15 protein-coding genes are annotated in these 18630 nt (G+C 71.0%); 11 read left to right on the plus strand and 4 right to left on the minus strand.

Annotation, left to right across the window (positions count from 1 at the left end):
* Nucleotides 1-55: 55 nt before the first annotated feature.
* Nucleotides 56-1075 (minus strand): LacI family DNA-binding transcriptional regulator, encoded by a 1020-nt coding sequence (locus tag DZG00_RS03610; RefSeq protein WP_119382490.1) that lies wholly within the window; start codon nucleotides 1073-1075, stop codon nucleotides 56-58.
* 314 nt (nucleotides 1076-1389) lie between these two features.
* Between DZG00_RS03610 and DZG00_RS03615 the strand changes: the two genes are divergently transcribed.
* The 4 genes from DZG00_RS03615 to DZG00_RS03630 all read left to right on the plus strand — a co-directional run bounded on the left by DZG00_RS03615 (nucleotide 1390) and on the right by DZG00_RS03630 (nucleotide 6851).
* On the plus strand, nucleotides 1390-2754 hold the full coding sequence (locus DZG00_RS03615) for an ABC transporter substrate-binding protein (RefSeq protein WP_119382491.1): 1365 nt from the start codon (nucleotides 1390-1392) through the stop codon (nucleotides 2752-2754).
* 139 nt (nucleotides 2755-2893) lie between these two features.
* The gene (locus DZG00_RS03620) at nucleotides 2894-3865 is read left to right on the plus strand and encodes a carbohydrate ABC transporter permease (protein ID WP_119382492.1); all 972 of its coding nucleotides are present in this window, start codon (nucleotides 2894-2896) and stop codon (nucleotides 3863-3865) included.
* Nucleotides 3862-4848, plus strand: coding sequence for a carbohydrate ABC transporter permease (locus DZG00_RS03625; protein ID WP_119382493.1), 987 nt, complete (start codon nucleotides 3862-3864; stop codon nucleotides 4846-4848). Before DZG00_RS03620 ends, DZG00_RS03625 begins: the two co-directional genes overlap by 4 nt.
* A 122-nt stretch (nucleotides 4849-4970) precedes the next feature.
* Complete coding sequence (locus tag DZG00_RS03630; RefSeq protein WP_119455392.1) at nucleotides 4971-6851, plus strand: ABC transporter ATP-binding protein; 1881 nt, start codon at nucleotides 4971-4973, stop codon at nucleotides 6849-6851.
* 76 nt (nucleotides 6852-6927) lie between these two features.
* Here the strand turns inward: DZG00_RS03630 and DZG00_RS03635 are convergent, their stop codons facing one another.
* A complete protein-coding gene (locus DZG00_RS03635; RefSeq protein ID WP_119381587.1) occupies nucleotides 6928-7701 on the minus strand; it encodes a DUF305 domain-containing protein in 774 nt (257 codons plus the stop codon).
* Nucleotides 7702-7703: 2 nt separating this feature from the next.
* Nucleotides 7704-8447 carry a thioredoxin-like domain-containing protein gene (locus DZG00_RS03640; protein ID WP_119381586.1) on the minus strand — a complete coding sequence of 248 codons (744 nt, stop codon included), beginning with the start codon at nucleotides 8445-8447 and terminating at the stop codon, nucleotides 7704-7706.
* Between the two features lie 168 nt (nucleotides 8448-8615).
* On the opposite strand from DZG00_RS03640, the gene DZG00_RS03645 reads away from it, so the two are divergent.
* Nucleotides 8616-9980, plus strand: a complete 1365-nt coding sequence (locus tag DZG00_RS03645) for a cystathionine beta-synthase (protein WP_119381585.1) — start codon at nucleotides 8616-8618, stop codon at nucleotides 9978-9980.
* A 74-nt stretch (nucleotides 9981-10054) separates the two neighbouring features.
* Entirely contained in the window at nucleotides 10055-11227 is a 1173-nt protein-coding gene (locus tag DZG00_RS03650; protein ID WP_119381584.1) for a cystathionine gamma-synthase, read from the plus strand.
* Between the two features lie 48 nt (nucleotides 11228-11275).
* Here the strand turns inward: DZG00_RS03650 and DZG00_RS03655 are convergent, their stop codons facing one another.
* The gene (locus DZG00_RS03655; protein WP_119381583.1) at nucleotides 11276-12028 is read right to left on the minus strand and encodes an RNase H family protein; all 753 of its coding nucleotides are present in this window, start codon (nucleotides 12026-12028) and stop codon (nucleotides 11276-11278) included.
* 178 nt (nucleotides 12029-12206) lie between these two features.
* Here DZG00_RS03655 and DZG00_RS03660 point away from each other — a divergent pair, with 178 nt between their 5' ends.
* The 5 genes from DZG00_RS03660 (at nucleotide 12207) to chvE (ending at nucleotide 18539) form a co-directional block, all read left to right on the plus strand.
* A complete protein-coding gene (locus tag DZG00_RS03660; protein WP_199688902.1) occupies nucleotides 12207-13226 on the plus strand; it encodes a LacI family DNA-binding transcriptional regulator in 1020 nt (339 codons plus the stop codon).
* A gap of 177 nt (nucleotides 13227-13403) precedes the next feature.
* Nucleotides 13404-15107 carry a ribulokinase gene (gene araB, locus DZG00_RS03665; protein WP_119381581.1) on the plus strand — a complete coding sequence of 568 codons (1704 nt, stop codon included), beginning with the start codon at nucleotides 13404-13406 and terminating at the stop codon, nucleotides 15105-15107.
* On the plus strand, nucleotides 15104-15814 hold the full coding sequence (locus DZG00_RS03670) for an L-ribulose-5-phosphate 4-epimerase (RefSeq protein ID WP_063071979.1): 711 nt from the start codon (nucleotides 15104-15106) through the stop codon (nucleotides 15812-15814). The genes araB and DZG00_RS03670 overlap by 4 nt, the downstream gene beginning before the upstream one ends.
* Nucleotides 15811-17328, plus strand: coding sequence for an L-arabinose isomerase (gene araA / locus DZG00_RS03675; RefSeq protein ID WP_119455391.1), 1518 nt, complete (start codon nucleotides 15811-15813; stop codon nucleotides 17326-17328). The genes DZG00_RS03670 and araA overlap by 4 nt, the downstream gene beginning before the upstream one ends.
* 77 nt (nucleotides 17329-17405) lie before the next feature.
* Entirely contained in the window at nucleotides 17406-18539 is a 1134-nt protein-coding gene (chvE, locus tag DZG00_RS03680) for a multiple monosaccharide ABC transporter substrate-binding protein (protein WP_119381712.1), read from the plus strand.
* Nucleotides 18540-18630 lie beyond the last annotated feature (91 nt).

Here is an 18630-nt window from a genome sequence, read left to right on the forward strand (position 1 = left end):
CCCGCGCATCCTCGCGCCCCCGGCCCCGCCCGCCCCCGGCCCCGCCCGCCCGCCCTCACGGCGTCGGCGGGGCCGGGGGCGCGGTCGTGCTCGTGCGCGCCGCGAAGTCGACGGGCATGATCACCGTGCGCTCCGCCGCCCCGCCCGGGGCGAGCCCCTCGAAGACCATCCCCACGGCGGCCCTGCCCTGCAGCCGCGGGTGCTGCTCGACCGTGGTCAGCCCGAACAGCGGCGCGAGCGCGTGCCCGTCGATCCCGGCGACCGAGAGCTCGGCGGGCACGGCGATCCCCAGCTGCCTGGCCGCGAGGATCGTCCCGATGGCGATCTCGTCGGATGCCGCGAAGATCGCCGTCGGCCTGGTCCGCGGGTCGGCGAGCAGCGCCATGGCCGAGCGGAAGCCGCCGTCGATCGTGAACTCGGCCGTGGCGAACCGGGCCTCGAGGCCGCGCGGATCCGCGTCGATCGCCGCCCGGTAGCCCGCGAGCCGCTTCGCGTGCACGAAGAACGCCATCTGCGCGTGCAGGTCGCCGCCGAGGTGCACGACGCGCGCGTGCCCGAGGCTCAGGAGGTGCTCGGTGGCCAGGCGCGCCGCGGCCTCGTCGTCGATGCTGAGGGTGCTCATGCCCGCGACCGGTCCGCCGATGCCGACGAGCGGCTTGTCGAGCGCGTGGAGCCGGACCACCTCCGCGGGCGTGAGCGCGACGCTCACGGCGATGACCGCGTCCACGCGCTTGCGCACCAGGAAGTACTCGAACACCTTGCGCCGCTGCTCGGGATCCGCGGTCAGGCGGTACAGCGTGAGGTCGTAGTCGGCCTCGATGAGCGCCTCCTCGATCCCCTCGAGCAGCTCCGCGAAGAACCAGCGGTTGATGAAGGGCATGACCACGCCCACGTTCTTCGACTGGCCGGTCACGAGGCTCGACGCGTTGGAGGAGACCACGTACCCGATCTCGGCGGCGGCCTCGGACACGCGGGCGCGGGTGGCGGGGGAGACGTAGCCGCGGCCGCTGAGCGCGCGCGACGCGGTGGCCTTGGAGACCCCGGCGAGGCGGGCGACGTCGGCGATGGCGCTCATCGCGCTCCCTCCATCGGGACCCGCGGCGCCTCGTCGCGCCGGACGCGCGTCGACTGGAAGCGGTTCCAGGATGCGCGGGGGCCGAGTCCGATGATGGACCATCTGCGGCGGGCGCGCACACGCCGACGCCGCAAGGGAGTCCATTTCGTTACGCGATCCACCTTGCCGTGACCTGCGAGCTCCCCTACGTTGACCTGTGGAACCGGTTCCCCATACGGAGGAGAGGTTTCCAGGCGACGGCGCCTCACCCGCCGTCGCGCACAGCACAGGACGGCGGGGCGGACCCGCATCCACTCGATGAAGAGGAGACGCACATGGGCCACGCCCTATTCCGACGTCGCTTCGCGGCACCCCTCGCAGCGGTCGGCATCGCCGGCCTCGCGCTCACGGGCTGCACGGGCGACATCGCGGCCGAGGACGCCGCGGACACCGACTGCTCGCCGTACTCGTCGTACGGCACGTTCGAGGGGAGCCCCGAGGTCAGCATCGGCGGCACCATCCAGGACGACGAGGCCGACCGCCTCGTCGAGTCCTGGAAGGACTTCGAGACCTGCACGGGCATCACCGTGAACTACCAGGGCACCAAGGAGTTCGAGGCGCAGATCGCGGTGCTCGCCGAGGGCCAGTCGGCCCCCGACATCGGCATCATCCCGCAGCCCGGGCTCTTCAACGTGCTCGCGAGCCGCGGCTTCCTCCAGCCCGCGCCCGCCGCGGTCGAGGAGAACGTCGACGCGAACTGGTCCACCGACTGGAAGGGCTACGGCACGGTCGACGGCACCTTCTACGGCGCGCCGCTCATGGCGAGCGTCAAGGGCTACGTCTGGTACTCGCCGGCGGAGTTCGAGGAGAAGGGCTACGAGGTCCCGAAGTCCACGGCCGAGCTCATGGACCTCACCACGAAGATCGCCGACGAGGGCGACCACAAGCCCTGGTGCGTCGGCATCGGCTCCGGCGACGCCACCGGCTGGCCGGGCACCGACTGGATCGAGAGCTTCGTCATTCGCCAGTCCGGCGCCGAGACCTACGACAAGTGGGTCACGCACCAGATCCCGTTCAACGACCCGGCCATCGTGCAGGCGTTCGACGCCGTGGGCGACATCATCAAGAACCCGGACTACGTCAACGGCGGCCTGGGTGACGTCTCGTCGATCATCTCCACGGAGTTCGGCGACGCCGGCCTCCCGATCCTCGACGGCGAGTGCTCGCTGCACCACCAGGCCTCGTTCTACGAGGGCTTCTGGAAGAAGGCGGACGGCACCGACGCGAAGGTCTCGCCCGACGGCGACGTCTACGCGTTCCTCCTGCCGCCCACGAACGAGGGCGACGCCACGACGGTCACCGGCGGCGGCGAGCTCGTCGGCGCCTTCGAGACGAGCGACGAGATCACCGCGGTGCTCTCCTACCTCTCGAGCGACACCTGGGCGAACAACCGCGTGAAGCTGGGCGGCGTCATCAGCGCGAACACGGGCCTGGACCCCGCGAACGCGTCGAGCGACATCCTCAAGCAGAGCATCGAGATCCTCCAGGACCCCGACGCGACGTTCCGCTTCGACGGCTCGGACCTCATGCCCGGCGCGGTCGGCACCGACTCCTTCTGGAAGGGGATCGTCGGCTGGCTGAGCGGCGACTCGACCCAGCAGACGGTCGACTCCATCGAGTCGAGCTGGCCCGCGTCCTGATCGACGCAGGCTGATCCACCGTCGGCCCTGACCGGGCCGGCAACCGGGCCGGCATCCGTGCCGGCCCCCTGCGGGGCCGCGGCGAACGCGCCGCGGCCCCGCGCCCACATCCCACCCCGACCCGAAGGGCGAGACGTCCATGACGACCGCTGATCTGATCGGCAAGATCCTCCAGGTGGTGGCCGCGCTGGCCGTCTTCGCCGTGGTGATCGGGCTGATCCTCTTCCTCATCGACAAGGCGCCCAAGCGCGGCAAGGACTGGGTGCAGCTCGGCGCCTTCGTGCTCCCCGCGCTGATCCTGCTCGCCGTCGGCCTCATCTACCCGGCGTTCCGCACGACCCTCCTCGCGTTCCGCGACAACACGGGGGAGTGGGCCGGGTTCGACAACTTCGTCTGGATGTTCACCCAGCCGTCCGCGCTGCGCACGCTGCTCAACACCGTCATCTGGGTGATCTTCGTGCCGCTGCTGTCGACGGCCATCGGCCTCGCGTACGCGGTCTTCATCGACAAGTCGCGCGGCGAGAAGTACTTCAAGGCCCTCGTCTTCATGCCGATGGCCATCTCCTTCGTCGGCGCCGGCATCATCTGGCGCTTCGTCTACGACTACAAGTCGGGCGACAACGCCCAGATCGGCCTGCTCAACCAGATCCTCGTCTGGATCGGCCAGGAGCCCGTGCAGTGGCTGCAGACCTCGCCCATCAACACGGCGCTGCTCATCATCGTGATGATCTGGATCCAGACCGGCTTCGCCATGGTGGTGCTCTCCGCGAGCATCAAGGGCGTGCCCACCGAGCAGATCGAGGCCGCGCAGCTCGACGGCACCAACGCCTGGCAGCGCTTCACGAACGTGACGCTCCCCGGGATCCGCGGCTCGCTCGTCGTGGTGGTCACGACCATCTCCATCGCGACGCTCAAGGTGTTCGACATCGTGCGCACCATGACAGCGGGCAACTTCGACACGAGCGTCATCGCCAACGAGATGTACACGCAGGCGTTCCGCGCCGGCGAGCAGGGCCGCGGATCCGCCCTCGCGATCGTGCTGTTCCTCATGGTGCTGCCGATCGTCATCTACAACGTCCGCGTCATGAGCAAGCAGAGGGAGATCCGATGAGCGTCGCACCCGCCGACCTGCCCGTCGCGGACGGGGCCCGCCGCGGCACCATCGAGCAGGCCGCCACGGTCGGCGCGAAGAGCCGCCGGGTCAAGAACCGGCTCACCTCGCGTCGCGCCACGGTGGCGGCGCTCATCATCGCCGTGCTCTGGACGCTGCCGACCTTCGGCCTGTTCGTCTCGTCGTTCCGGCCGGCCGGCCTCATCCAGACCACGGGCTGGTGGACGATCTTCCAGAACCCGGGCTTCACGCTCGACAACTACCAGGACGTGCTTCTCTCGACGTCGCAGTCGTCGCCGCAGCTGGGCTCCTACTTCGTCAACTCGCTCGCCATCGCGATCCCCGCGACGCTGTTCCCGCTCGTCATCGCGTCGATGGCCGCGTACGCGTTCGCGTGGATCAAGTTCAAGGGCTCGGGCTTCCTGTTCGTGCTGATCTTCGCGCTGCAGATCGTGCCGCTGCAGATGGCGCTCATCCCGCTGCTGCAGATGTTCACGCAGACGCTCCGCCCGCTGCAGGAGGCCGTGCACGGCGTGATCCCGCTCATCCCGGAGCAGGGCTACCTCCCGGTGTGGGTGGCGCACACGATCTTCGCGCTGCCGCTCGCGATCTTCCTGCTGCACAACTTCATCTCGGAGATCCCGGGCGAGGTCATCGAGGCGGCCCGGGTCGACGGCGCGAGCCACGGGCAGGTGTTCTTCCGCATCGTGCTGCCGTTGGCGCTCCCTGCCATCGCGTCGTTCGCGATCTTCCAGTTCCTCTGGGTCTGGAACGACCTGCTGGTCGCGCTGATCTTCTCGGGCGGCACGGCCGACGTCGCGCCGCTCACGCAGCGCCTCGCGGAGCTCACGGGCACGCGCGGGCAGGACTGGCAGCGGCTCACGGCGGCCGCGTTCGTCTCGCTCATCGTGCCGCTCATCGTGTTCTTCAGCCTCCAGCGCTACTTCGTGCGGGGCCTGCTGGCGGGATCCACGAAGGGCTGATCCGCCTCCGCACCGACCCGGCCCGGTCGTCCGCTCGCGCGGGCGGCCGGGCCGTCGTCGTGGCGGGCCGACCGTGGTCGGGAGCGATCCCCCGCGGGCGTAGGATCGCCGGAATGACGAGGATGGGCGACATCGCCGCGGGCGGCGGGATGCGCGGGGGCGGCGGACGCCGCGGACGGGTGAGCGCGGCGGACGCCGAGGCGCAGCGGCGGGCCAACGCCGAGGCGCCGCGCGTCGAGAACCTGCTGGGCCGGATCGCGGAGCTGTTCCGCCCGCACCGGCGCGCGCTGATCCTCACGATCGCGCTCGTGCTGGTCGGCGCGGGCCTCACGGTCGTGCCGCCGCTGCTCACGCAGCAGGCCTTCGACCGCGGGCTCTTCCCGGCGTCCGGCGGCCCCGACATCCCGGTGCTGGTCGAGCTCGTGTCCATCATGATCGCCATCTGGATCGCGGGCGCAGGCCTCGGCGTCTGGCAGACCTACCTCACGGCGACGGTCGGCAACCGGGTCATGGGATCCATGCGCGTCGACCTGTTCCGCCACCTGCAGAGCATGGAGCTCGGCTTCTTCACGCGCACCAAGACGGGCGTCATCCAGTCGCGGCTGCAGAACGACGTGGGCGGCGTCGCGGCCGTCCTCACCAACACCGTCTCGAGCGTCCTCGGCAACACCGTGACCGTGATCGCGGCCCTCGTCGCGATGCTCGTGCTCAACTGGCAGCTCACCCTCGTGGCCGTCGTCCTCATGCCCGTGCTCGTCGTCGCGCAGCGGCGCGTGGGCCAGGTGCGGGCGCGGATCGCGTCGAAGACGCAGGAGTCGCTGTCGGACATGACGGCGATCACGCAGGAGACGCTGTCGGTCTCCGGCATCCTCCTGTCGAAGAGCTTCAACCGGCAGGCCGCGGAGACGGAGCGCTACGAGGCCGAGAACCGCACGCAGATCCGGCTGCAGGTCAGCCAGCAGATGAGCGGGCAGTGGTTCTTCGCGCTCGTGCAGATCTTCCTCTCGATCATCCCGGCCATCGTCTACGTGGTCGCGGGCTTCCTCATCACGGGCGGCGTCGACGTCACGGCGGGCACCATCGTCGCGTTCACGACCGTGCAGGCGCGCCTCATGTGGCCGCTCATCGGCCTGATGCGCGTGGCCCTCGACCTGCAGACCTCCGGCGCGCTGTTCGCCCGCATCTTCGAGTACCTCGACCTCGAGCCCGCCATCCGCGACCGGCACGACGCGCGGCCGGTCGAGTCGGGCCCGGCGCTCGGGCGGGTGGCGTTCGACGACGTGCGCTTCTCCTACCCCGACACGCGGGCCGGGGAGCGGCCGACCCTCGACGGGATGTCGTTCGAGATCCAGCCCGGCCAGTTCGCGGCGTTCGTGGGGCCGTCGGGCGCGGGCAAGACCACGGTGTCGTACCTCATCCCGCGGTTCCACGACGTGACCGGCGGGCGGGTGCTGTTCTCGGGTGAGGACGTGCGCGACCTCCAGCAGGAGTCGCTGCTGGAGAACATCGGCATCGTCAGCCAGGAGACGTACCTCTTCCACGCCACCATCGGCGAGAACCTCCGCTACGCCCGTCCCGACGCCACGCAGGAGCAGATCGAGCAGGCGGCCAGGGCGGCCAACATCCACCAGACGATCGAGTCGTTCCCCGACGGGTACGACACGCTCGTGGGGGAGCGCGGCTACCGGCTCTCCGGCGGCGAGAAGCAGCGCATCGCCATCGCGCGCGTGCTGCTCAAGGACCCGGCCGTGCTGATCCTCGACGAGGCCACGAGCGCGCTCGACGCGATCTCGGAGCGCGTCGTGCAGCAGGCGCTCGAGACGGCGTCGCGCGGCCGCACGACCATCGCCATCGCGCACCGGCTCTCGACCGTGGTCGACGCGGACGTGATCTTCGTGGTCGTCGCCGGCCGCATCGTCGAGCGGGGCACGCACGCGGAGCTGCTGGCGCGCCGCGGCGAGTACGCGCGCCTCTACAGCGACCAGCGCACGGAAGCGGCCTGAGCCGCGGATCCCGGATCGCCCGCCGGACGACGCACCGCCCGCCCGCGAGGCGGGCGGGCGGTGCGGGGAGGTCGGCTCAGGACCGGGCGTCCAGCAGCTGCTGCATGTAGGTGATCTCCTTCTCCTGCACCATCACCATGCCGCTGGCGAGGTTCGTCACGAGCGGGTTCCGCGAGCGGTCGAGGAGGGCCTGGGCCATCTCGACGCCGCCGCGGTGGTGGGCGATCATCAGGGTGAGGTACTTCCGCTCGGCCTCCACGCCCATGAGCGACCGCAGCTCGTCGAGGTCGGCCTGCGACGCGAGGCCCGGCATGGTGGCGCCCGGCGTCATGTCCATGGAGGAGTGGTCGGTCCCCCCGTCGAGCGTGGGCAGCGTCATCCACGTCATGCGGGGCTGCGACGGCGCCTGGTCGAGGCCCCACGACGTGAGGAACGCGTACATCTGGCCGGCCTGCTGCGCCTGCGCCTGCGCGATGTCCTGCGCGATCAGCTTGACCTCGGGGTCGTCGGTGCGGTCGATGATCATGAGCGACATCTGCACGGCCTGCTCGTGGTGCACCTGCATGTCGCGGGAGAAGCCCGCCTCGGCGCTGTTGGTGCTGGGGGTGAGGGCCGAGACCGGCGCGGTGACCCGGCCCACGAGGAGCCCGGCGACCACGAGCGCCACCGCGACGATGCCGGCGGCGAGCCCGATCCGGATCCGACGTCCGCGGGCGCGCGCGGCCTCGCCGTGCGCGACCAGGCCCTCGAGCTCCTCCTCGCGGATGTCGTCGTCCGGCACGTGGTCGACGACCACGTCGCCCTCGGGTCGGTCGGAGCGCTCGGATCCGTCGGTGCCGCGGTCCGTCACGGTCAGCCGACCCGGCCCTCGCCCTCGAGGGCGCCGGTGCACGCGGCGCCGGCCTCGGGGGCGTTCGGGCTCTTCCAGTACTTGGCCATGAAGTCCTTGATGCGCTGGTCGTCCACCGAGTCGACCTTCACCTGCGCGCCCCACGCGGACAGCGCGATGGCGGTGTCGAGGCCCTCGTACGGCGACATGGTGACGTAGCCGCCGAACGACTCCGCGTACTTCTGCAGGTCCGACAGGTCGTCGCCCGTGACCTTCGTCGCGTCGTACGTGACCCACACGGCGCCGTGCTCGAGGTCGTGCACCGCGTTCTCGTTCGGCTGCGGCTGGTCGTAGATCCCGCAGTTGAGCCACATGGCGTTGTGCTCGCCGCCGGCGGGCGGGTTCATGCCGTCGTACTTGGCGGCGTAGTCGACCGTGCCCTGCACGTGCGTGCTGGGGAGCGAGTCCCACGTCTGGAGGCCCTGGATGCTGATGTCGGCCGGGTCCTGCTTCGGCGTGCCGCTCGAGACGACCACGCCGATGACGATGCCGACGACCGCGACGGCGGCCACGGATCCCGTGATGATGCCGATGAGCCGGTTGCGGCGCGCACGGTCCTGCTGCTTCTTGAGCGCCGCCACCTTCTCGGCGCGGCGGGCCTCGCGCTGCTGCTTGACCGTGAGGTCCTTCTGGGCCTGCTTGGCGGTCGGCGGGACGGGCCGTCCGCTCTGGTCGCCGGAGGGCGTGGTGTCGTCGCGTCGCGCCACGGAGGGTCCTTCTCTGCTGGGGGAATGTGCGATCAGGGTACCGGCTCGGCCTGGACGCGCCCTGCCCGCGGCCCGCGCCGACGCCCGTAACACCGGGGAGGCGCGCGCCTACACTGGACGAGCGGGGCCCACCGGACCGCACACCTGACACCGGGAGCGCCACCTCACGTGAAGTACGCCGACACGATCCTCGACCTCATCGGGAACACCCCGCTCGTGAAGCTCAACAAGGTGGTCGAGGGGATCTCGGCCACCGTGCTGGTGAAGGTCGAGTACCTGAACCCCGGCGGCAGCGCCAAGGACCGCATCGCGACGCGCATCATCGACGCCGCCGAGCGCGAGGGCAAGCTGAAGCCCGGCGGCACCATCGTCGAGCCCACATCCGGCAACACGGGCGTCGGCCTCGCGCTCGTCGCCCAGCAGCGCGGCTACCGCTGCGTCTTCGTGCTGCCGGACAAGGTCGGCGAGGACAAGCGCAACGTCCTCACGGCGTACGGCGCCGAGATCGTGGTCACGCCCACGTCGGTCGCGCCCGACCACCCCGACTCCTACTACTCGGTGAGCGACCGGCTCGCGCGCGAGATCCCCGGCGCCTTCAAGCCCGACCAGTACTCCAACCCCAACGGGCCGCTCAGCCACTACGAGACCACCGGTCCCGAGATCTGGCGCGACACGGAGGGCGAGATCACGCACTTCGTGGCGGGCGTCGGCACGGGCGGCACCATCAGCGGCGTCGGCCGGTACCTCAAGGAGGTGTCGGAGGGGCGCGTCCGCATCATCGGCGCCGACCCCGAGGGATCCGTCTACTCCGGCGGCACCGGCCGCCCGTACCTCGTCGAGGGCGTGGGCGAGGACTTCTGGCCCGCGGCCTACGACCCGGACGTGGTCGACGAGGTCATCGCCTCGAGCGACCAGGAGTCGTTTGACATGACCCTGCGGCTCGCCCGCGAGGAGGGCCTCCTCGTCGGCGGATCCAGCGGCATGGCCGTGGTCTCCGCGCTCAAGGCCGCGAAGCACCTCGGGCCGGACGACGTGATGGTGATCCTCCTGCCCGACGGCGGACGCGGCTACCTCGGCAAGATCTTCAACGAGAAGTGGATGCAGTCCTACGGCTTCGCGCGCGTCAACGGCCAGCGCACGGTCGCCGACGTCATGAGCGCCAAGACCGGCAGCCTCCCCGACCTCGTGCACGCGCACCCGAACGACACCATCCGCGACGCGATCCGCATCATGACCGAGTACGACGTCTCGCAGCTGCCCGTGCTCTCGGCCGAGCCGCCCGTCGTCATGGGCGAGGTCGCCGGCGCGGTCGACGAGCGCAGCCTGCTGGAGCTCGTCTTCAGCGGTCGCGCGCAGCTGTCCGACCAGGTGGGCGCCTTCACGGGCGAGGCGTTCGGCCTCATCGGCGTGAACGAGACGGTGCCGGAGGCGTGGAGCGCCCTCGGCTCCGCCGACGCCCTCATGGTGAGCGACGGCGGCAAGCCCGTCGGCGTCCTCACGCGGCACGACCTCCTGACGTACCTCACCGACTGATCCGCCGGCCGGCTCCCCGACCCGCGCACCACCAGCGACCCGCGCACCACCCGCGACCCACAGAGACGAGCACCGTGAGCGACAAGCACGACTTCGACACCCGCGCGATCCACGCCGGCCAGGACCCGGACCCCACCACGGGCGCCGTCATCCCGCCGCTGTACCTCACGAGCACCTTCGTGCAGGACGGCATCGGCGGGCTCCGCGGCGGCTACGAGTACGCGCGGAGCGCCAACCCCACGCGCACCGGGCTGCAGGAGCTGCTCGCGTCGATCGAGAAGGGGAAGCACGCCTTCTCGTTCGCCTCCGGCCTCGCCGCGGAGGACACCCTGCTGCGGGCGATCACGCGCCCGGGCGACCGCATCGTGCTGAGCGACGACGTGTACGGCGGCACCTACCGCCTCCTCACGCGCGTGCTCGGCGACTGGGGGATCGTCGTCGAGACCGTCGACATGAGCGACCTCGCCGCGGTCGAGCGGGTGCTCGGATCCGGCCCCGCGAAGGTCCTCTGGGTCGAGACGCCCAGCAACCCGCTGATGAAGATCAGCGACATCCGCGCGCTCGCCGACCTCGGCCACGCCGCGGGCGCCACCGTCGTCGTCGACAACACGTTCGCGTCGCCGTACCTGCAGCAGCCGCTCACGCTGGGCGCCGACGTGGTCGTGCACTCGACCACCAAGTACCTGGGCGGCCACTCCGACGTCCTCGGCGGCGCGGTGATCCTGGATGACGACGCGCTCGCGGAGAAGGTCGGCTTCCTGCAGTTCGCGGTCGGCGCCGTCTCCGGCCCGATGGACGCCTGGCTCACGACGCGCGGGATCAAGACCCTCGCCGTCCGCGTCGAGCGCCACTCCGCGAACGCCGAGGAGATCGCGTCGTTCCTGCAGCAGCACCCCGACGTCACCGCCGTGCACTACCCGGGCCTGCCCGAGCACCCCGGCCACGACATCGCCAAGGCGCAGATGACGGGCTTCGGCGGCATGATCTCGTTCCAGGTGCGCGGGGGAGCGAAGGCCGCGCGCCGCGTCGTCGAGGGCACGCGCGTGTTCCAGCTCGCGGAGTCGCTCGGCGGCGTCGAGTCGCTCATCAGCTACCCGTCCGAGATGACGCACGCGTCGGTCAAGGGCACGCCGCTCGAGGTGCCGGACGACCTGGTGCGCCTGTCGGTGGGCATCGAGGCCGTCGAGGACCTCGTCGTCGACCTCGAGCGCGCGCTCGGCAAGGCCCTCAAGCAGGGCAAGCACTAGCGGGATCCGGTGCGGCGCGCGTCGGCGCCGCACCGGATCGCGCGGGGCTCAGGGCAGCAGCCCGCGTACCGCTTCGTCGACGCTGACGCCGCGCTCGCGCGCGTGGGCGGCGAGACGTGCCATCGTGTCGCGGTCGAGCGCGATGGTGAGCGTCGTGTCGCCGGGCTCGGGCGCGATCTCCTCGTCGAAGGCGTCGAAGTCGAACAGTCCCGGCTGCGCGGGGGCCTCGGCCTCCACGGCCTCCGCCTCGGCGACCACGGGATCCGCGGCGGCGTCCGCATCGGCCTCGACGGACGCCTGCTCCTCGGTCTCCCGCGCGGCGGATCCGCCTGCCTCGTGACCGGCCCAGCCCGGCCCCTCGGGGATCGGGCGGCGGCCCTGGAACGCCGTCGCGACGGCGCGCGCCCGCTCGTCGGCGGCCTCGTTCAGCGGGTGGGCCGCGTGGCCCTTGACCCACTCGAAGCGGTACCTGCGGCCCTGGATCTCCGCGTCGATCTCCTTCAGCAGCTCGACGTTGAGCACCGGCTTGCCGTCGCCCTTCCGCCAGCCCTTGCGCTTCCATCCGGGCATCCACCTGGTCACCGAGTTGATGACGTACTGGCTGTCGCACAGCACGAGCAGGTCGTCGTCGAGGTGCGCGGTGGCCCGGAACAGCTCGAGCACGGCCTTCAGCTCGCCCTGGTTGTTGGTCGCGTGCGGCCAGCCGCCCGCGGCCCAGTGCTCGTCGTCGACGTACCAGGCCCAGCCGGCGGGTCCGGGGTTGCCGAGCGCGGATCCGTCTGCCGCGGCGGTGATCGTCACAGGTGGTGCCTCTCGTCGGGTGGACGACCAGTCTGCCGCAGCCGTCCCGCCCCGGGCGTCCGCCCTCCCGGCCTCACGGGATCCTGCGCCCCTGCGCCGTGTGACAGTCACATGTGACAATGTGACACCTGCGCCACGAGGCGCTCGGGCGGACGCCCGGACGGAGACGGGGTCGGTGATGACGACGGAGACGCCGCGCGGCAGGGCGCCCAGCATCCGCGACGTCGCGCGCCTCGCCGGGGTCTCGCACCAGACGGTCTCGCGCGTCCTCAACGACTCGCCGTCGCTCCGCGCGGAGACGCGCCAGCGCGTGCTCGACGTCATGGAGCAGGTGCAGTACCGGCCGAACCGCGCGGCCCGGGCCCTCGTCACGAGCCGCTCGCGGACGATCGGCGTGCTCACCGCCCAGAGCTCCCAGTACGGCCCGGCGTCGTCGATCGCGGCGATCGAGGCGGCCGCCCGCGAGGCCGGCTACCTCGTGACCACCACGAACCTGGCCTCGAACGACGAGGCGGCCATCACGGTCGCCCTCGGGCACCTCGTCGACCAGGCGGTCGAGGGCCTCGTGGTCGTGGCGCCGCAGGTGCGCGTGCGCGAGGTGATCGCGAGCATGTCGCTCGACGTCCCCTACGTGACGATGCAGAGCGACGGGCGTGGCGACTCGCACGACCTGTCCGTCGACCAGATCGCGGGGGCGCGCCTCGCCACCCGGCACCTGCTCGACCTCGGGCACCGCGACATCTACCACCTCGCCGGCCCCCAGGACTGGATCGAGGCCGAGGCGCGCATGCGCGGCTTCCTCGACGCCATGTCGGCCGCCGACGTGCCCACGACGGCGCCCATCCTCGGCGACTGGACGGCCGAGTTCGGCTTCTACGCGGGCCGCGAGATGCTGCGCCTGCGCGACTTCACGGCGATCTTCTCCAGCAACGACCAGATGGCCCTCGGCCTCATCCACGCCGTGCGGGACGCCGGCCTCGACGTGCCGGGCGACGTCAGCATCGTCGGCTTCGACGACATCCCGGAGGCCGCGCACTTCTGGCCGCCGCTCACGACCGTCCGCCAGGACTTCGCCGAGGTCGGCCGGCGCTGCGTCGCGCTCCTGCTCGACGGCATGGGCGGGTCGGGGGACCGGTACCGCGGCACGATCACGCCGGAGCTGGTCGTCCGCGCGTCCACCGGGCCGCCCTCCTCCTGATCCGTCGACGCCCGTCCCGCGTCCTCCCCAGCCACGAGCACCCCACTTCGAGGGGGTGGGCCGTCTCGGGTTGACAGGTCGATCCCGGGCGTGTGTAGAGTGACATCCGCTGATGTGACCGTTCACATCAGACGCGATCCCCCCGGATCGCACGCATCAGACGAAGGAGTCGATCCCGTGCCCAGCGCCCCCGTGAGCACCGCAGCCGAGGCCCAGCCCGGCACGGACGCCGAGAGCTACGTCATCGGGGTCGACTACGGCACCCTCTCCGGTCGCGCCGTCGTGGTGCGCGTCTCGGACGGCGTCGAGCTCGGCTCGGGCGTCCTCGACTACCCGCACGCGGTGATGGACGACACGCTCGCCGCGACCGGCGCGCAGCTCCCGCCCGAGTGGGCCCTGCAGGTCCCGAGCGACTACGTCGACGTGCTGAAGCAGGCCGTGCCCGCCGCGATCCGCGAGGCCGGCATCGACCCCGCCCGCGTCATCGGCATCGGCACCGACTTCACCGCGTGCACCATGGTCCCCACGCTCGCCGACGGCACGCCGCTCAACGAGGTCGAGGGTCTGGCTGACCGCCCCCACGCCTACGTCAAGCTCTGGAAGCACCACGCCGCGCAGTCGCACGCCGACCGCATCAACGAGCTGGCCGAGGAGCGCGGCGAGAAGTGGCTCGCCCGCTACGGCGGCCTCATCTCCAGCGAGTGGGAGTTCGCCAAGGGCCTCCAGCTCCTCGAGGAGGACCCGGAGCTCTACGCGCTCATGGACCACTGGGTCGAGGCGGCCGACTGGATCGTCTGGCAGCTCACCGGCAGCTACGTGCGCAACGCCTGCACCGCCGGCTACAAGGGGATCCTCCAGGACGGCGAGTACCCGACCCGCGACTTCCTCGGCGCCCTGAACCCCGACTTCGCGTCGTTCGCCGAGGAGAAGGTGGCGCACGAGATCGGCCAGCTCGGATCCGCCGCCGGCACGCTCTCCGCCGAGGCCGCCGCCTGGACGGGCCTGCCCGAGGGCATCGCGGTGGCGGTCGGCAACGTCGACGCGCACGTCACCGCGCCCGTCGCCCGCGCCGTCGAGCCCGGCCAGATGGTCGCGATCATGGGCACCAGCACCTGCCACGTCATGAACAGCGACGTCCTCACCGAGGTCCCCGGCATGTGCGGCGTCGTCGACGGCGGCATCGTCTCGGGGCTGTACGGCTACGAGGCCGGCCAGTCCGGCGTCGGCGACATCTTCGCCTGGTACGTCAAGAACCAGGTGCCCGCGCGCTACGCCGAGGAGGCCGCGGCCGCCGGCAAGAGCGTTCACCAGCACCTCACCGACCTCGCGGCCGACCAGCCCGTCGGCGGCCACGGCCTCGTCGCGCTCGACTGGCACTCCGGCAACCGGTCGGTGCTCGTCGACCACGAGCTCTCCGGCCTCGTCATCGGCACCACGCTCACCACGCGCACCGAGGAGGTCTACCGGGCGCTGCTCGAGGCCACCGCGTTCGGCACCCGCAAGATCGTGGAGACCTTCGCCGCCTCCGGCGTCCCCGTCACCGAGTTCATCGTCGCGGGCGGCCTGCTGAAGAACGCGTTCCTCATGCAGGCGTACAGCGACATCCTCCGCCTCCCGATCTCGGTCATCACGAGCGAGCAGGGACCGGCGCTCGGATCGGCCATCCACGCGGCCGTCGCCGCGGGCGCCTACCCCGACGTGCGCGTCGCGGGCGACGCCATGGGCAAGGTCGAGAGCGGCAAGTACCAGCCGGACGAGGAGCGCTCGCTCGCCTACGACCGCCTCTACGAGGAGTACTCCACGCTGCACGACCACTTCGGTCGCGGCGCCAACGACGTCATGAAGCGGCTCAAGTCGCTCAAGAGGGAGGCACGCGCGTGAGCACCTACGCACCCGAGATCGAGGTCGCGGTCGCCCGTGTCCGCTCCGAGGTCTCCCGCCTGCACGGCGAGCTCGTGCGCTACGGCCTCGTGGTCTGGACCGGCGGCAACGTCTCCGGCCGCGTCCCCGGCGCCGACCTCTTCGTCATCAAGCCGTCGGGCGTCAGCTACGACGACCTGAGCCCCGAGAACATGATCCTCTGCGACCTCGACGGCAACGTGATCCCGGACACCCCCGGGTCCCGCAACGCCCCCTCGAGCGACACCGCGGCGCACGCGTACGTCTACCGCAACATGCCCGAGGTGGGCGGCGTGGTCCACACGCACTCCACCTACGCGGTCGCGTGGGCGGCCCGGCGGGAGCCCATCCCGTGCGTCATCACCGCGATGGCCGACGAGTTCGGCGGCGAGATCCCCGTCGGCCCGTTCGCCATCATCGGCGACGACTCGATCGGTCGCGGCATCGTGGAGACCCTCACCGGGCACCGCTCGCGCGCCGTCCTGATGGCGGGCCACGGCCCCTTCACCATCGGCAAGGACGCGAAGGACGCCGTGAAGGCGGCCGTCATGGTCGAGGACGTGGCGCGCACCGTGCACATCTCCCGCCAGCTCGGCGAGCCGACGCCCCTCCCCGTCGAGGCCGTCGACTCCCTGTTCGACCGCTACCAGAACGTCTACGGACAAGCACCCCAAGGAGCCCTGAAGTGAGCCGCATCACCACCACCCTCGACCACTACGAGGTCTGGTTCCTCACCGGCAGCCAGAACCTCTACGGCGAGGAGACGCTCCAGCAGGTCGCCGAGCAGTCGCAGGAGATCGCCCGGCAGCTCGAGGAGGCGTCGGACATCCCCGTCCGCGTCGTCTGGAAGCCCGTCCTCAAGGACTCGGACAGCATCCGCCGCATGGCCCTCGAGGCCAACGCGAGCGACCGCACCATCGGCCTCATCGCGTGGATGCACACGTTCAGCCCCGCGAAGATGTGGATCCAGGGCCTCGACGCCCTGCAGAAGCCCTTCCTCCACCTGCACACGCAGGCCAACGTCGCGCTGCCGTGGAGCAGCATCGACATGGACTTCATGAACCTCAACCAGGCCGCGCACGGCGACCGCGAGTTCGGCTACATCCAGTCGCGCCTCGGCGTCGTCCGCAAGACGGTCGTCGGCCACGTGAGCACGGAGTCGGTGCGGCAGAGCATCGGCACGTGGATGCGCGCCGCCGCCGGCTGGGCCGCCACCCACGAGCTCAAGGTCGCCCGCTTCGGCGACAACATGCGGAACGTCGCCGTCACGGAGGGCGACAAGACCGAGGCCGAGCTGCGCTTCGGCGTGAGCGTCAACACCTGGGGCGTCAACGACCTCGTCGAGCGCGTGGACGCGGCGACCGACGCCGAGATCGACGCGCTGGTCGACGAGTACGAGACCCTCTACGACATCCAGCCCGAGCTGCAGCGCGGGGGCGAGCGCCACGAGTCGCTCCGCTACGGCGCCGCGATCGAGGTGGGCCTGCGCTCCTTCCTCGAGGAGGGCGGCTTCGGCGCGTTCACCACGAGCTTCGAGGACCTCGGCGGCCTCCGCCAGCTGCCCGGCCTCGCCGTGCAGCGGCTCATGGCCGAGGGCTACGGCTTCGGCGCCGAGGGCGACTGGAAGACGGCCGTCCTCATCCGCGCGGCGAAGGTCATGGGCGCGGGCCTCCCCGGTGGCGCGAGCCTCATGGAGGACTACACGTACCACCTCGTCCCCGGCGAGGAGAAGATCCTGGGTGCGCACATGCTCGAGATCTGCCCCACCCTCACCACGGGCCGGCCGAGCCTCGAGATCCACCCGCTCGGCATCGGGGGCCGCGAGGACCCGGTGCGCCTCGTCTTCGACACCGACCCCGGCCCCGCGGTCGTCGTCGCCATGTCGGACATGCGCGACCGCTTCCGCATCGTCGCGAACGTCGTGGAGGTCGTGCCGCTCGACGAGCCGCTCCCGAACCTGCCCGTCGCCCGCGCCGTGTGGAAGCCCGCACCGGACCTCGCGACGAGCGCCGCGGCCTGGCTCACCGCCGGGGCCGCCCACCACACGGTCATGAGCACGCAGGTCGGCGTCGAGGTCTTCGAGGACTTCGCCGAGATCGCGCGCACCGAGCTCCTCGTCATCGACGAGGACACGACCCTCAAGGGTTTCACCAAGGAAGTCCGCTGGAACCAGGCGTACCACCGCCTGGCCCAGGGCCTGTAACACCAATCACCCGGACGGCCGGCGCGGCGCAGATGCCGCGGCGACCGTCACACAGCAGAAGTAGGAAAGGTACGACCGTGAAGATGAAGAAGGTCCTCGTCGGCATCGCAGCCACGAGCATCGCCCTCTCGCTCGCCGCATGCTCCGGCGGAGGCGGCGGAGGCCGTGGAGGCGCCGCAGCCGATGGCGAGGTCAACCCCGCCGACACCCTCGTCGGCGTCGCCATGCCCACCAAGACCAGCGAGCGCTGGGTCGACGACGGCAACAACGTGGAGAAGCAGCTCACCGACCTGGGCTACCAGGTCGACCTGCAGTACGCGAACGACAAGGTGCAGGACCAGATCTCGCAGATCGAGACGATGCTGAACAAGGGCGCCAAGGCGCTCATCGTCGCGTCGATCGACGGCACCGCGCTGACCCAGGTCCTCAAGACCGCGGCCGACGACGGCGTCAAGGTCATCGCGTACGACCGCCTGATCAACGGCACCGAGGACGTCGACTACTACACGACCTTCGACAACCAGCAGGTCGGCGTGCTCCAGGGCAACTCGCTCCTCCAGGGCCTCGGCCTCGTGGACGCGGACGGCAACCCCACCGGCAGCACCGAGAAGAAGACCATCGAGGTGTTCGCCGGCAGCCCGGACGACAACAACGCCACGTTCTTCTACGAGGGTGCGATGAGCGTCCTCAAGCCGTTCCTCGACTCCGGCCAGATCACCGTCGGCTCCGGCCAGACGGAGTTCAGCCAGGTCGCGATCCAGCAGTGGAAGCAGGAGGGCGCTCAGGCCCGCATGGAGAACCTGCTCTCGGGCTCGTACCCCGGCGGCGCCAAGCCGGACGGCGTCCTCTCGCCGTACGACGGCCTGTCGCGCGGCATCATCCAGGCCCTGACCTCGGCCGGCGTCGCCAGCGACGCCATGCCGATCATCACCGGCCAGGACGGCGAGAAGGCGTCCGACAAGCTCATCCTCGACGGCGTCCAGTACTCGACGATCTTCAAGGACACGCGCCTGCTCGGCAAGGAGGCCGTCACGATGGTCGACGACCTGCTCAAGGGCGACACCCCGGACGCGCCCGACACCTACAACAACAAGGTGAAGGACGTCCCGACCAAGCAGTTCCCGCCCGTGACCGTGACCAAGGACAACCTCGTCGAGGTCATCGTGGACAGCGGCTACTACACGCAGGACGAGATCGACAAGGGCGAGTAGCCCGCACCGCACCGCTCCGGCGGCGCACCGGCCGGTCGACGCACGCGTCGACCGGCCTCCACCGGGTCGGGCCGGCCGCGCACCGCGGCCG

Source organism: Clavibacter lycopersici (assembly GCF_003576405.1).
Taxonomy (GTDB): Bacteria; Actinomycetota; Actinomycetes; order Actinomycetales; family Microbacteriaceae; genus Clavibacter; species Clavibacter lycopersici.

What these genes read in the sequence shown, in the direction of transcription:
- DZG00_RS03625 (WP_119382493.1), top strand. Translation starts at nt 3,862, where the DNA reads ATGAGCGTCGCACCCGCCGACCTGCCCGTCGCGGACGGGGCCCGCCGC.
- DZG00_RS03610 (WP_119382490.1), bottom strand. Translation starts at nt 1,075, where the DNA reads ATGAGCGCCATCGCCGACGTCGCCCGCCTCGCCGGGGTCTCCAAGGCC.
- DZG00_RS03615 (WP_119382491.1), top strand. Translation starts at nt 1,390, where the DNA reads ATGGGCCACGCCCTATTCCGACGTCGCTTCGCGGCACCCCTCGCAGCG.
- DZG00_RS03660 (WP_199688902.1), top strand. Translation starts at nt 12,207, where the DNA reads ATGACGACGGAGACGCCGCGCGGCAGGGCGCCCAGCATCCGCGACGTC.
- DZG00_RS03630 (WP_119455392.1), top strand. Translation starts at nt 4,971, where the DNA reads ATGGGCGACATCGCCGCGGGCGGCGGGATGCGCGGGGGCGGCGGACGC.
- DZG00_RS03620 (WP_119382492.1), top strand. Translation starts at nt 2,894, where the DNA reads ATGACGACCGCTGATCTGATCGGCAAGATCCTCCAGGTGGTGGCCGCG.